Below are 14,477 nucleotides of genomic sequence, written 5' to 3'. Positions count from 1 at the left end.
TTATCAAACACATTTACACAATCATGAAACTTTACAAAAAAATGAAATATTTATATATAGTATTAATTGTTTTATTATGCTACAATGTAAAAGGGCAAAATGTAAAATTTGAAAAAGCAGAATCTTTTTACCCAAATTCTGAAAGTCTGAAACAAAAAAATATAATATGGGGACATCTTATTGTTCCAGAAAACTGGCAAGATATAAATAGTGCCAAAATCAAAATAGCCGTTTCTGTATTAAAAAATTCATCTAATAAATCGGATGCAGATGCAGTAGTTTTTATACAAGGAGGTCCTGGAGCTAGCGGAATTCAAAATGTTAGATCATGGCGTAACCACCCTCTACGAAAAAAAAATGACATCGTATTGATGGATATAAGAGGAACAGGGTTTTCAGAGCCTAGATTATGTCCAGATTTGGGAAGCAAGTTTTTAGAAATCTTAGCAAAAAACCAATCAGAGGAAGAAGATGAAAAGCAAAAAACAATTGCAGCATTATCTTGCAAACAAGACCTTATCAATAAAGGGATAGATATAGAAGTGTATAATAGTCTATCTATATCAAAAGACTTAAACGCTTTAAAAAAGCAGTTAGGATATGAAAATTGGAATGTTTATGGAGTTTCTTATGGCACATATATAGCACAAGTATATGCAAGTACATTTTCTGATGATATTAAAGCATTAATATTAGATTCCTCTGTATCAGATATTACTACATACTATACTAAGAATACTAGTAACTATATCTCTAGCTTATCTAAAGTATTTGAAAAATGTAAGAATAATGAAGCGTGTAATAGTCAATATCCAGAATTAGAAAACGTATATTATAAAACTATAGCAGATTTAGAAGATCATCCTATTACTGTTTCTGTAGATAAAGAGACAATAAAATCGGGAGAGTTTACTTATAATTCAGAAGATTTTAAAATTGCTGTTCAACAAGCATTATACAATAAGCAGCTTATTGAAGTAATCCCATTATTAATATATCAGTTTCAAGAAAGAAATGCAGATGCTTTAGGTAATTTGGTAAGTGCATTTTCAAATCTTTTGGGTATGGATTATGGAGTTTATTATTGCGTCAGTTGCAATGAAGTCCTTCCAAACAATAACATTTCAGAATATGAAAAAGATGTATCAAAATATGACAAAATAGGAGGAGGGGTATCTTTTTATAAATCAGACTTTAGGGTTTGTGATCAATGGAATCTAAACCGTAAAGATTCTATCGTAAATCATGATCTATCAAAATTAGAAGATTTCTCTTTTCCAGTAATGGTTTTTTCAGGAGAATACGATCCAATTACGCCCTCCGCTAATGGCAAAGAAGTTGCTAAGAGATTTAAAAAGGCTAACGTAATAAACGGGTTAACATATGGGCATGTTCCAAGTTTTACAAAAATAGGAAAAGAAGTAGCAGATTCATTTATAAATAACCCTTTTCAAAAACCAGATTTTCAGGCTTTTAAAAATGTAAAAAAAGTAAATTTTGTTAGTGATATCACAATTAATTCTGGAGTTGCCAAAATAGGAAACAGTCTTAGTCAGTTTGATCCTATTTTTATGGCTCCTTTATTTATAGCTTTGATAGTTATGATTGTTTTTGTGTTTACGTACACGATAAGGTTAGTAAAAAGAAAATACAATACAAATTCGGATAAAATAATAAGGGGTTTTGGTATTCTAACCTCTATTATAGGGATTGTAGGCTTGATTAGTCTTGTTTTAGCATTGATTAAGATTTCAGGCACTAACTATTTTGTCTTAGCTTTTGGGTTAACCAGTAATTTTAGTTATGTATTTACTCTAATAATTACTTTTGTAATATTACTTGTAGTTACGATACTCTATTTTATTATGAGTATAAAAAGGATACAGGATAGGAGTATTGTTTTTTCTTTACTGTTCTCAAATGTTTTATTAGTAACATATATGTTTTACTGGGGTATTATCTAAAACCTTTGATTTATAAAACAAATAAAAAAATAAGTTGATGAAAGAAACTGTTGTTCAAAAAAATAAAGAAAACACTATCCTTTCGGATAAATTTGATATGTTTTTTAATAATAGATCAGAGAACCTCGAAGCTATTATAGATATAAAAAAACATAATCTCTCAGGAACGCTCAAAAATTTCATATACCCTGTAAGCTCCTGGCCGGTAATATTAGAAAATGAAACATCTAATAAATTATCAGAATTAAGTGTGATATTACCAGAGTTAATATATCAAATTCCAGAACTTTATTTTGATAATGATATATCTTCTATAGCCCATTTTTATTTTAATGGAAATGAAGAACTAGCGCAATATGCGATGATGTGTCACAATAAAAAAATAGAAGTAAGTTGTCGTTTAGATTTAACATTAACCGATAGCGGTTTTAAAATATTAGAGATAAATGCAGGGTCATCTATTGGAGGTTGGCAATTAGATGATTTTGAAGGGATAGTTCGGGAATCACATGATATATTAAAAAACACACAAAATGATTTCAAATTTACAAGTATACAATCTACATATCTAAATTTTCTTATAGATAAAACACTTCAATATGTAAAAGAGATTAAGAATGAAATTAATGTTTTTGTAATTGTAGGTAATAATGCCGAAATTGATTCACAGGGAGAAAAAGACATCTTTTTTGATAATTTGCTAAAACAAAAATTAACGGAGAGAGGTATGAGTGGAAGTGTGCATATAGGTAAAGCATCGCTACTTAAAATGATAAGAGGAGATTTATATTTAAACAATAAACGTATTCATAGTGTTCTTAATATGGATTACGCTTTAAAAAATATAACGCCAGAATTATTTAGAGCTCATATTATGGGATCTGTTTATTTTCCAGATCATTTAGGAACCCCCATTTTGGGAGACAAAAGAAACTTGGCGATTTTAAGAGAACTAGCCCTAAGTGGCAAATTTGACTCAAAAAATAACGAGTTGATCCTAAACAGTATTCCCTGGACAGTAGTAATAAATAATGATAAAGTAACATTTAAAGAACAAGAACACAATTTACTTCGATTGTTAAAGGAACAGAAAGATCAATTTGTAATTAAAATAGCAAATGGATGTATGGGAGATAGTGTTTTTATCGGTAAATTTTTATCTGCAACTGAGTGGGAAAAGGCGATAGAAGTATCTATAGGAAAGGAAGCATATATTGCTCAAGAATTTAGCGATTCTATAGATTTTATTGCACCAAATATTTCGAATCAATGGACACAGCACAAATTGATATGGGGTTCATTTGGCTTTGGTAATACCTATGGAGGAGTAATTACAAGAATGGTCGATGTAGAAATAGATGATGGAATAATAAACTCTGCTAGAGGAGCTGTCTTGGGGATGGTTTATGAATGTATTGATTAGCCAAGATATTCTACATTAACGATCAAAAATATTATAATCACTACTTAATAAGTATTTAAATCGATAATAAAATACTTAACAAATATATAGAATAGAAAAATATTCTGATAAGCTTACACTATTAGAGAGTTGAAGCTTTTAAAAGTGCTATTAAAATAGTTATACCATTTGTAGTTTGAGTTTACTGGAAAAGAAAATTAAGATTTTTTTTCGCTTCAGTGAAGAATAAAAATTAAGCATAGCACAGATAGGGGGATTGGTTTTATAGAGACCAGCTCTTTTATATATTTAATCGATCAACACCTTACAAATTCTTTTTCAGAAATAATTATAAAGAAATTTTGAATAAGAATAAATCCACTAAAATAAATATCAGAGTTATTGTTTTTACTACTAATATCCGTAAATCTATTGTTTGTAATATACAATTAAACTATAGTCTTTCAATTCTTTTAAAAAACAACCTTTTATTTTAATTAAATGAAAAAAACGTTAACAGTTTGTACTAAAAATACAATACTATCAGATATGTACGATAAATTTACAACAGAACATTCAGAGAATTTACCAACCTGGATTAGTACGTTAGAAAATAATGTACCTCGAGTATTTAAAAATTATGAATATCCAGTAAGTTCATGGCCAGTTATAATTAATCAAGAAAAAGCGATTAGATTAAATAAATTGAGTGTAAAGTTACCAGAATTACTCTATCAGATTCCTTTGTTATGTTTTAATAATGATATTAAAAAAATTGCAGATTTTTATTTTGGAGGTAACGAAATGATAGCTGCAGTTGCTATGATGGGACATGAAAAAAATGTTGACATAGGATGTCGTTTAGATCTAACCTACACAAAAAAAGGATTTAAGGTTTTAGAAATTAATATGGGATCATCCATAGGTGGATGGCAAGTTCAAAGTTTTGAATCTATAATTAGAAAGTCACATCCTCAATTATCCAGTTCAGAAACTAGGCATAATTATGATTCCAAAAACACCCAATTAATTTATATTGAATTTCTAGTAGATAAGATAGTACAATATGTGCCTTCTGTTAATAATGAAATTAATGTTTTTGTTAGTTTAAAAAATGACATGAATGCCGATGTAAAGAAGGATGGCGTCGCATTTTTTAATGATTTATTAAAAGTAGAATTACAAAAACGAGGAATTAAAGGAGGAGCATATTCTGGAGATATTTCTTCTCTTAAGTTAGTGGATAAAAAACTAACGCTAAATAGTAAAGAAATACATAGTGTCTTATTTTTTAGTTTAGATAATACTCAGGAAGTCCCAAGGGATGTTTTTAGAGCTTTTATAATGGATAATATATATTTTCCTGATCATTTAGGAACATCGTTTTTGAGAAATAAAAAAAATCTAGCTTTATTAAGAAATTTAGCAGAACAAGGAAAATTTACCCCCGAAGATAATATGTTGATATTAGAAAGTATTCCTTGGACTTCTTTAATAAAAGATAGTATGGTAGTATATGAAGAACAAAAATATAAACTCATTGATTTACTAACACAAAAAAAAGATAGTTTTGTAATTAAGGCTGCAAATGGAGCTCAGGGAGAAGATGTTTTTATAGGGAAGTTTTCTACTGCAGAAAAATGGAAAACGATCTTAGAATTAGCATTAGAAAAGAATAACTTTATAGCACAAGAGTTTAGTGATTCGATAAGCTTTTTAGCACCAAACGGATCTAATGAATGGGTGCCGCACAAATTAATTTGGGGATCTTTTGGCTTTGGAGAAAGATATGGTGGTGTTTGGGTTCGAATGTCTGCCGTAAAAACAGACGTAGGGGTCATTAATTCTGCTACAGGAGCCGTAGAAGCAATTGTTTATGAAAACATTTCTTCGTTCAATTAATATCGTTTTATAGTTTAAATTTACTGAAAAATAATATTTTTATTGCAATAAATTTAAAATGATAAACACTATAATTTATTAGCTAACTAGTAACTTACAAAAATGACTCAAATACTTTATTCTTATATAAGTGAAGAGCATCATTCATATCTTTTAAAAGAGGTAGCTCCAAGGTTTTCTCATGATTTTCAAAAGAAAATTTTAAAGTATAGGCGATGGCAAGATGCTCAATTATCTTTATTAGGGCGGGTGCTTTTATGGAGTAGTTTAAAAAAACTAAACAAACATCTTTGCGTAGAAGATGTACGTTACAACTCTTACAAAAAACCATACTTTGAAAATGAGAATATTAAATTCAATATATCACATTCTGGAAACTTAGTTGTATGTGTAATAACACAAAATAACGAAGTAGGTGTAGATGTAGAGGTTTTGCAGGACATCAATGTGGAAGACTTTAAAGTTCAAATGACACCGTTAGAGTGGCAGAATATTGTTTCTTCACATAATGTTAAAGATGCTTTTTTTAATTATTGGACACAGAAAGAAGCGGTAATAAAAGCCCATGGCATGGGGCTATCCATTCCATTAAACTCTTTTGAGGTTATAGAAAATCGAACTAAAATTAAAGAAGATAGTTTTTTTTTAACGGAAATAAATTTAGATACTAATTATAAATGTCATTTAGCATCAAATGATAAAATTGATACCTCTTTGATAGATATTAAAAAAGTAGATTTATTTATGTCATTAAGTTAAGAATTTAAACTATTGATTTAAATTTTGTTAATGGTAAATTTCAGCCTACACTGGAATGATGAAATAACCAAAACACAATGCTTTCTGCTTGTCATTCCGGCGTAGGCCAGAATCCATGATGGCAGTAAAGGGGGGATTTTGCTTTTACAGATATTTAATCCTCAAAAAGATACAGGGTAACTTAACAACATTGGTAGATTTATTTATGTTTGAGAATAATTGTTAAAGCAGATCTAAAATTCGTTCTAATTTCATTCCTCGAGAACCCTTAATGAGTATTGCATCTTCGTTATTTTTTATATTCCAATTAGTTTCAAGTTCTTCAAAAGTTCTAAATCTTTGAACACGAGGATCATTACATTTGGTTTCAAAAAAAATATTTCCTATAAGATAAATTTCACTAACTTTTGTTTTACTTATTTCATCGACTATTTTTTGATGTTCTAAAGATGATTCTTTACCTAATTCAAACATATCCCCTAGAAACATAATTTTAGATTTATATTTTAACTGTACAAAATTACTTATTGCTGCAGTCATACTAGTAGGATTTGCATTATAAGCATCCAGAATGATGGTATGTTTTTGCTTTTTAATTATTTGAGAGCGATTATTGTTAGGGATATAGGATTCGATAGCTACTTTAATTTGATCGGCTGTAATATTAAAAAAACTTCCTATTGTAATTGCTGCAGCTATATTAGTAAAGTTATACTCGCCAATTAGATTAGTTTTTATTGTAGTATCTTGATAAGAAACAATCACATTTGGATTAACATCTATTACCTTTATAATAGCATCACTATTATCAGATTTAGAAAAAGTATACGTATTTACTCCCTGTGAAGCATCAAGAAGTTTGTGGTCATCAATATTTAAGAAAACTAATTTATTTTGCTTTTTTAGATAGTCATATAGCTCTGTTTTACCTTTTAAAACTCCTTCAATAGAGCCAAAACCCTCCAGATGAGCTTTGCCAATATTAGTGATATAACCATAATCTGGTTTGGCAATAGTAGATAAAAAACGGATCTCTCCAATATGATTTGCACCCATTTCTACAATTCCTATTTCGGTATCTTTTGTCATGGATAAAAGAGTAAGAGGAACTCCTATATGGTTATTTAGATTCCCTAAAGTAGCAGTTGTTTTAAATTGAGAAGAGAGTACAGCGTTTATTAATTCTTTAGTAGTAGTTTTTCCATTACTGCCTGTTAAAGCAATTACAGGAATATCAAGATATTCTCGATGATAAGAAGCCAAATCTTGTAATGTCTTTAAAACGTCATCTACAAGAATACATTTCTGCGAAATATTATATTCAATTTCATCTATTATAGCAAATGTCACACCAAGCTCTAATGCTTTTTTTGCATAGATGTTCCCATTAAAATTATCTCCTTTTAAAGCAAAGAAAATGGAGTTTTGTTTGATTTTTCGAGTATCGGTACACACACCGTTACTTGCTAAAAATAATTGATGTAGTTGAGGTATAGTCATTAACTAACTGGTATTAAAAAGCCCTGACAAAATTTGTACAGGGCTTTAGTATTTTATAACGAACTTTATAATAAATCTAATGTGCTATTTTCCAGGTTTTTGATGTCTTGGTGTTTTTTGCTTTTTAGCTTTGGTACCAACACGAGACATTGCGTTTCTAAAACCAATATAGTCTGTAGCCATATCTTGAGGCATAAATCTTCTTTGTGCCGGGTCTAACCAGTATGCTCTGTCTTTCCAAGAACCACCTTTATAGACACGTACTTTATTATCAACGATAGTAGTTCTTTTTGTAGACTCATCATATCGTCTATCCATTTTGGTACTGTCTTCAGCATCTGGACCTACATAATGAATAGGAGCATTATACATTCTTCTGTTTGGAGTATTTTGATCTTGATATCCTTCATAATACCTAGAAGAACTCTTATCTCCATCTCTATAGTTTCTATTATCACTATCGGTGAAGTTTGTTCTCATGTATGTTTCGTTTTCATCGATAGGAACTTGTAAAATTCCACCAGGCAATACTCTTGCTATAATTTTACCATTACTAAGCGTATCATAAACAACAGAATCTGTCATAACTATTTTTACAGTTCCATCAGGATTGATAGCATTTTTAGTATATACATTACCTCTGTAGTAATTGAAGTCATTATATTCATCATCAACAATTGGTCTGTATACATCAGCTACCCATTCAGCAACATTTCCTGCCATATCATATAAACCATAATCATTAGGCTCATAAGATTTTACTGGAGCGGTAATATCTGCTCCATCATCACTCCATCCAGCTATTCCTCCATAATCACCATCTCCTTGTTTAAAGTTAGCTAATTGATCCCCTCTTGTTCTTCTTTCTCCAGATCTAGTATATTTACCACTCCAAGGATATTTCTTTCTACCTCGGTATATGTTGTAACTTCTAAGTTCTACTAATGCCAAAGCAGCATATTCCCATTCAGCTTCAGTTGGGAGTCTGTATTTAGGTAAAAGCAATCCATCTTTACGTTGTATATATAAACCAGTAGAATCATTTCTTTTTTCATACTGTTCAGAAGCTCTACCTCCTCTGGTAGCTTCATCATTACCTCCATAAGTTTGTGAAGGAGCATTCAAATATGTTTCTGTATCAAAAGTACTTTCTGCAGAAACATCCTCAAAAGGAGCATTTTTCTTAATTACATCTTCTTCTTCAAGAATTCTTTCATTAACACGATTTGTTCTCCAATTACTAAACTCTATTGCCTGAATCCAATTTACACCTACAACAGGGTAGTTAGCATAGGCTGGATGACGTAAATAATTATTTGTCATCATTTCATTAAACCCAAGTCTGTTTCTCCAAACCAAAGTATCAGGTAGAGCCCCATAATAAATGTTTCTATATTTTGGCTCAGTAGGAGGGTAAACACCTTTTAACCAATCCAAATATTCTAGATACATCACATTGGTAACTTCAGTTTCATCCATATAGAAAGACTGAACATGCTGTTGGGTAGGAGTATTATTCCAATCGTGCATCACATCATCCTGCACACGTCCCATAGTAAAAGTACCACCTTCAATGAAAACTAATCCAGGACCTGTTTCTTGTTCTTTGTAGTTTGTAGCTACTTGAAAGCCACCGTCTTTAGAGTTGTATTCCCAACCCGTGGCTCTAGAATTACTCCCGTAATTGTTCTTAGAACAACTAAAAAATAATACACTAACGGCGAGTACCATTAGCGACTTAAAAATAAACGCGTTTTTCATAATCTTAAGTTCGTTAAAGTAGAAATAAGGGCTTGCAATATAATTAATAAACGTTAAAATTACCCTAATTTTTTCAAAATATTATCAATTCATATTTTTTTTATGAATTTATAACGACTTTGGTTTAACGCAATATTAATAAGTTTATTACTTATCCCCTAGGAAAAACTAAAAATATAAGCAGTTAAAGACCTATTTTATTTGTTTTTCTTAATATTTAAAAGATAATGAACAATAAATTGACTACATAGGGTTTTTTGTCTCAAAATATTTTACTCCTAAATATATAAAACCACTAATCATAAGTTTCTTAATTAGGTCTTTTTCTACCCAAAAAATTATGAAAAATTGAAATGATTGTTGAATTTTGATCATATAAAATAGGATTAAACATAAGATTTCTCTAAAATACACGTTTATAAACAGTCAACTTAAAAAAAATAAGAACACATTATTCTTAGTAACTAAATAACTATATATTTGTCAAACTCAATTTTTAAAGGATATGAAAAGAATATTAACCCTTAGCTTAGCGTGTGTTACGCTTTTAACTTTTAAAACGCAGGCTCAGGAACAAAACAGGGCGATAACAACCGCAGTTCCATTTTTATTAATTGCTGCAGATGCACGAGCAGCAGGTCTTGGGGATCAAGGAGTTGCCACTTCTGCAGATGCATTTTCACAACAATGGAATCCAGCTAAATACGCATTCATAAAAAACAAACAAGGTGTTGGGGTTAATTATACACCTTATTTAAGTAGCCTTGTTAACGATATATTTTTGGGGAATGTAAATTATTATAATCGTATTAATGAGCGTAGCGCTGTAGCAGCTAGTTTTAGATATTTTAGTTTAGGGGAAATTGAATTTAGAAAAGACGCAAATGATTTAGGGCTATCTCAGCAACCAAATGAATTAACATTTGATCTTACGTACGCTTTAAAGTTAAGTGAACGATTTTCTATGTCAGTAACAGGGCGATATCTTCGTTCTGATTTGAAATTACAAGGATTAGGAGATGATGCAAGTGCTGGTAATGGTTTTGGTGTAGATATCGCAGGTTTTTATAGGAGTGATGAGATTGCTTTTGACTCCTTTAATGGTAGATGGAGAGCAGGGGCTACTATTTCTAATATAGGACCAAAAATAAAATATGATGATGCAGGACAAGAAAATTTTATACCTACTAACTTTAGATTAGGGGGGTCTTTTGATTTTATATTTAATGAAGATAATCGAATTACACCATCTTTGGAAATCAGTAAGTTATTAGTGCCTACTCCTTTAGATAATAGTATAGATCGAAATGGGGACGGAGAAGTTGATGCTGCAGATACGGCTATTGCTAATACTGAGTATAATAATAAAAGTGCATTTGGATCTATTTTTTCTTCATGGGGGGATGCTCCAGATGGTTTTAGTGAAGAGCTAAAAGAAATGACATGGGCATTAGGAGCAGAATATGTATATCAGGATGTGTTTGCTTTTAGAGCAGGATATTTTAATGAAAGTGAAGAAAAAGGAGCTCGTAAATTTTTATCTCTAGGAACAGGATTTAAATATAATATTGTAAATCTGGATATATCCTATTTGTTCTCTACTTCAGCAGTTAAGAGTCCATTAGAAGGAACTTTACGTTTTGGTCTTTCATTTAATTTTGGAGACGAATATTATGACTAAAATAAAATAATCAAAACATAAAAAAAGTATCAAGCTTTACAGGTTTGATACTTTTTTTGTTTATAGTACATTATAGACCTAATAATTTAGGGATATTGAAAATTGTTAGAATACTTTTTTATTTAATCCACATTGTGGAGTTTAATTCTCCGAGGTCTGCCTCGAAAACAAAATATATTTTCGGAAGCATACCTCATGAGTTTGCTCCGAGGTTATTGATTAATCTGGGATATTAAAATATATAGTAGTGTATGAAAGAAATTGAAATAAAATCTATTTTACAAGTATATGACTCGTTTGATGAACTACCAGCAGATGTTCAAAAATTAATGGAGCAATCTATGATGGTTAGAGATAGAGCATATGCGCCTTATTCAGAGTTTTTGGTTGGCGCAGCACTTTTGTTAGAAAACGGAGAAGTTGTTTTAGGAAATAATCAGGAAAATGCGTGTTATCCATCTGGTTTATGTGCAGAACGCACTGCGATCTATTATGCCGGAGCTAATTTTCCGGATATTTCTATCACTACAATGGCATTAACTGCTAAATCCTTAAAGCATAAATTAATAACACCAACACCTCCGTGTGGAGCCTGTAGACAAGCAATTGCAGAATATGAAGTTAAACAAAATTTGCCCATAACCATATATTTTATGGGAGAAACAGGTAAAGTAGTAAGGTCATCATCATTGTCAAATATATTACCACTTGTTTTTGATAATTCATATTTATAACGTTTTCGTTGATTTTATAGGCAAACTCCTTTTTCCTTAATTTCGAATATGTTATTTTTGTTTTTTGTTTTCTTAATAAATAAGGGGATAATTAAATAATTGCTAGTTTTAAAACTAGTTTTTTATACATATATCAGCATAATTATAGATGAAAAAAATAACCAAAGATATTTACCTAAATTGGTACGAAGAAATGCTTTTCTGGAGAAAATTTGAAGATAAGCTAGCTCAGGTGTATATACAGCAAAAAGTAAGAGGTTTCTTGCACTTATATAATGGTCAGGAAGCGATTTTAGCAGGCGCCTTACATGCTATGGATCTTACCAAAGATCGTATGATTACAGCATATCGTAATCACGTACAGCCAATTGGTATGGGGGTGGATCCAAAACGAGTAATGGCAGAGTTATACGGCAAAGGTACTGGTACATCTCAAGGTTTAGGAGGATCTATGCATATTTTTTCAAAAGAGCACCGATTTTATGGAGGACATGGCATCGTAGGAGGGCAAATACCTCTGGGTGCTGGTTTAGCATTTGCAGATAAATATAATAAAAGAGATTCTGTAACATTAACTTTTATGGGAGATGGAGCTACTAGACAAGGATCTTTGCATGAAACTTTTAATTTAGCAATGCTTTGGAATCTACCTGTAGTGTTTTGTGTAGAAAATAATGGATATGCTATGGGTACATCTGTAGAAAGGACTGCTAATCATACAGATATTTGGAAACTTGGGTTAGGGTATGAAATGCCTTGTGGACCAGTAGATGCAATGAATCCAGTAAAGGTAGCAGAAGCTATGGATGAGGCAATTACAAGAGCAAGAACAGGAGGAGGCCCGTCTTTCTTAGAACTAAAAACATATAGATATAGAGGACACTCTATGAGTGATGCCCAAAAATATCGTACTAAAGATGAAGTTGCAGAATATCAGAAGATAGACCCTATAACTCAGGTTTTAGATACTATTAAAGAAGAAAATTATGCTACCGATCAAGAAATAGCAGAAATAGATAAAAGAGTAAAAGATAGAGTGGCAGAATGTCAAAAATTCGCTGAAGAATCACCGTTCCCGGATAAGAACGTAATGTATGATGTTGTATACGATCAAGAAAATTACCCATTTTTATCACACAAACCACAATAGATTATGGCTACAGTAATTAATATGCCGCGATTGAGCGACACCATGGAAGAAGGAGTTGTTGCGAAGTGGCTTGTTAAAAAAGGAGATAAGATTAGCGAAGGAGATATTCTTGCTGAAATAGAAACAGATAAAGCTACAATGGAGTTTGAGTCCTTCTATGAAGGAACATTGCTTCATGTCGGGGTTGAAGAAGGAGAGACAGCGCCCGTAGATCAATTATTGGCAATTATAGGAGATGAAAACGAAGATATTTCTGACCTGTTAAGTGGTAGCACAGCTACTGAAACAGAAACTCCAAAACAAAAAGAAGAACCAAAATCAGACTCTTCTCAAAAAAGTACAGAAATTCCAGAAGGAGTAGAAGTTATTACTATGCCTCGTCTTAGTGATACGATGGAAGAAGGAACTGTTGCGACTTGGTTGAAAAAAGAAGGAGAAGCTGTTGAAGAAGGAGATATTCTCGCAGAGATAGAAACCGATAAAGCTACAATGGAGTTTGAATCTTTCTATAATGGAACTCTTTTGTATGTAGGTATTAAAGAAGGGGAAACAGCCCCTGTAGATGCCTTGCTAGCAATTATTGGACCAGAAGGAACAGATGTCTCTAGTCTTAAAAGTGGTGTTTCAAAACCAGAAACAGCAACAAAACAAACTACTAAAATAGAGGAAACAAAAACAGAATCAAAAACAGTAGCTTCTGAAGAAGAAAGTGTTTCTGAGGGTAGAATTTTTGTTTCTCCTTTAGCAAAAAAAATAGCAGCAGATAAAGGTATTGATCTTAAAAAAGTGAAAGGGTCTGGAGAGAATGGACGTATTGTAAAAAAAGATATAGAATCCTATACACCTAGTAAAGAAGAAAAACCTTCTCAGTCTAAAACAGAGATGGTTTCTGAACCAGCAATACAAACATATACACCCGCAGGAGAAGAAAGCTTTGAAGAAGTGAAAAACTCGCAAATGCGTAAAGCAATAGCTAAATCTCTTTCGGCTTCTAAGTTTAACGCTCCACATTATTATCTTACTATCGAGATAAATATGGAAAATGCAATTGCATCTCGTAAAAATATAAATGAATTACCAGATACTAAAGTGTCTTTTAATGATATGGTGGTTAAAGCATGTGCTATGGCACTTCGTAAACACCCACAAGTAAATACACAATGGACAGATGTTGCAACAAAATACGCCAAACATATTAGTGTAGGTGTAGCAGTAGCGGTACCAGATGGTTTGGTGGTTCCTGTATTGCCTTTTACAGATCAAATGTCTCTTACTCAGATAGGAGCAAAGGTTAAGGATTTAGCAGGGAGAGCACGTAATAAAAAATTAACCCCGCAAGAAATGAGTGGTAGCACATTTACAGTGTCTAATTTAGGTATGTTTGGTATTCAAGAGTTTACTTCTATTATAAATCAACCTAATTCATCTATTTTATCAGTTGGGACAATTGTAGAAAAACCAATTGTAAAAGATGGGCAAATTGTTGTAGGAAATACAATGAAAATCACTTTAGCTTGTGACCATAGAACAGTCGATGGAGCTACAGGAGCACAATTTTTACAAACTTTAAAACAATATATTGAAAACCCAGTAACAATGCTGGCATAATTAGAGTATTTAAAGA

At 31.4% G+C, this 14,477-nt stretch carries 10 protein-coding genes; 8 read left to right on the top strand and 2 right to left on the bottom strand.

Annotated elements, in window-relative coordinates; all coding sequences use genetic code 11:
* Positions 1–41 precede the first annotated feature (41 nt).
* The 4 genes from H527_RS0107035 (at position 42) to H527_RS0107020 (ending at position 6,027) form a co-directional block, all read left to right on the top strand.
* Entirely contained in the window at positions 42–1,964 is a 1,923-nt protein-coding gene (locus H527_RS0107035) for an alpha/beta fold hydrolase (RefSeq protein ID WP_229809256.1), read from the top strand.
* A gap of 37 nt (positions 1,965–2,001) precedes the next feature.
* Positions 2,002–3,387, top strand: coding sequence for a hypothetical protein (locus tag H527_RS0107030; RefSeq protein ID WP_027412045.1), 1,386 nt, complete (start codon positions 2,002–2,004; stop codon positions 3,385–3,387).
* A gap of 480 nt (positions 3,388–3,867) precedes the next feature.
* Positions 3,868–5,268 carry a hypothetical protein gene (locus H527_RS0107025; protein WP_027412044.1) on the top strand — a complete coding sequence of 467 codons (1,401 nt, stop codon included), beginning with the start codon at positions 3,868–3,870 and terminating at the stop codon, positions 5,266–5,268.
* 102 nt (positions 5,269–5,370) lie between these two features.
* Positions 5,371–6,027 carry a 4'-phosphopantetheinyl transferase family protein gene (locus tag H527_RS0107020; RefSeq protein WP_027412043.1) on the top strand — a complete coding sequence of 219 codons (657 nt, stop codon included), beginning with the start codon at positions 5,371–5,373 and terminating at the stop codon, positions 6,025–6,027.
* A 222-nt stretch (positions 6,028–6,249) separates the two neighbouring features.
* Here H527_RS0107020 and H527_RS0107015 read toward each other — a convergent pair whose 3' ends face one another.
* Entirely contained in the window at positions 6,250–7,527 is a 1,278-nt protein-coding gene (locus tag H527_RS0107015) for a UDP-N-acetylmuramoyl-tripeptide--D-alanyl-D-alanine ligase (RefSeq protein ID WP_027412042.1), read from the bottom strand.
* Positions 7,528–7,611: 84 nt separating this feature from the next.
* Positions 7,612–9,288, bottom strand: a complete 1,677-nt coding sequence (gene gldJ / locus H527_RS0107010; protein WP_027412041.1) for a gliding motility lipoprotein GldJ — start codon at positions 9,286–9,288, stop codon at positions 7,612–7,614.
* 505 nt (positions 9,289–9,793) lie between these two features.
* Here gldJ and porV point away from each other — a divergent pair.
* From porV to H527_RS0106985, 4 genes are all read left to right on the top strand, one after another.
* The gene (gene porV / locus H527_RS0107000) at positions 9,794–10,969 is read left to right on the top strand and encodes a type IX secretion system outer membrane channel protein PorV (protein WP_027412040.1); all 1,176 of its coding nucleotides are present in this window, start codon (positions 9,794–9,796) and stop codon (positions 10,967–10,969) included.
* 251 nt (positions 10,970–11,220) lie between these two features.
* A complete protein-coding gene (locus H527_RS0106995; RefSeq protein WP_027412039.1) occupies positions 11,221–11,703 on the top strand; it encodes a cytidine deaminase in 483 nt (160 codons plus the stop codon).
* A 148-nt stretch (positions 11,704–11,851) separates the two neighbouring features.
* Positions 11,852–12,853, top strand: a complete 1,002-nt coding sequence (pdhA, locus tag H527_RS0106990; RefSeq protein WP_027412038.1) for a pyruvate dehydrogenase (acetyl-transferring) E1 component subunit alpha — start codon at positions 11,852–11,854, stop codon at positions 12,851–12,853.
* 3 nt (positions 12,854–12,856) lie between these two features.
* On the top strand, positions 12,857–14,461 hold the full coding sequence (locus H527_RS0106985) for a pyruvate dehydrogenase complex dihydrolipoamide acetyltransferase (protein ID WP_027412037.1): 1,605 nt from the start codon (positions 12,857–12,859) through the stop codon (positions 14,459–14,461).
* Positions 14,462–14,477 lie beyond the last annotated feature (16 nt).

It is taken from the genome of Aquimarina muelleri DSM 19832 (assembly GCF_000430665.1).
In the GTDB taxonomy this organism is placed as follows: Bacteria; Bacteroidota; Bacteroidia; order Flavobacteriales; family Flavobacteriaceae; genus Aquimarina; species Aquimarina muelleri.
The sequence above is the reverse complement of the archived record's forward strand: the minus strand, read 5'-3'. Positions and strand labels throughout refer to the sequence as shown.

Excerpts from the sequence above, each read along its gene's own strand:
- gldJ (WP_027412041.1), bottom strand. The coding sequence starts at position 9,288 with ATGAAAAACGCGTTTATTTTTAAGTCGCTAATGGTACTCGCCGTTAGT.
- H527_RS0107035 (WP_229809256.1), top strand. The coding sequence starts at position 42 with ATGAAATATTTATATATAGTATTAATTGTTTTATTATGCTACAATGTA.
- H527_RS0106985 (WP_027412037.1), top strand. The coding sequence starts at position 12,857 with ATGGCTACAGTAATTAATATGCCGCGATTGAGCGACACCATGGAAGAA.
- H527_RS0107015 (WP_027412042.1), bottom strand. The coding sequence starts at position 7,527 with ATGACTATACCTCAACTACATCAATTATTTTTAGCAAGTAACGGTGTG.
- pdhA (WP_027412038.1), top strand. The coding sequence starts at position 11,852 with ATGAAAAAAATAACCAAAGATATTTACCTAAATTGGTACGAAGAAATG.
- porV (WP_027412040.1), top strand. The coding sequence starts at position 9,794 with ATGAAAAGAATATTAACCCTTAGCTTAGCGTGTGTTACGCTTTTAACT.
- H527_RS0107025 (WP_027412044.1), top strand. The coding sequence starts at position 3,868 with ATGAAAAAAACGTTAACAGTTTGTACTAAAAATACAATACTATCAGAT.
- H527_RS0106995 (WP_027412039.1), top strand. The coding sequence starts at position 11,221 with ATGAAAGAAATTGAAATAAAATCTATTTTACAAGTATATGACTCGTTT.
- H527_RS0107030 (WP_027412045.1), top strand. The coding sequence starts at position 2,002 with ATGAAAGAAACTGTTGTTCAAAAAAATAAAGAAAACACTATCCTTTCG.
- H527_RS0107020 (WP_027412043.1), top strand. The coding sequence starts at position 5,371 with ATGACTCAAATACTTTATTCTTATATAAGTGAAGAGCATCATTCATAT.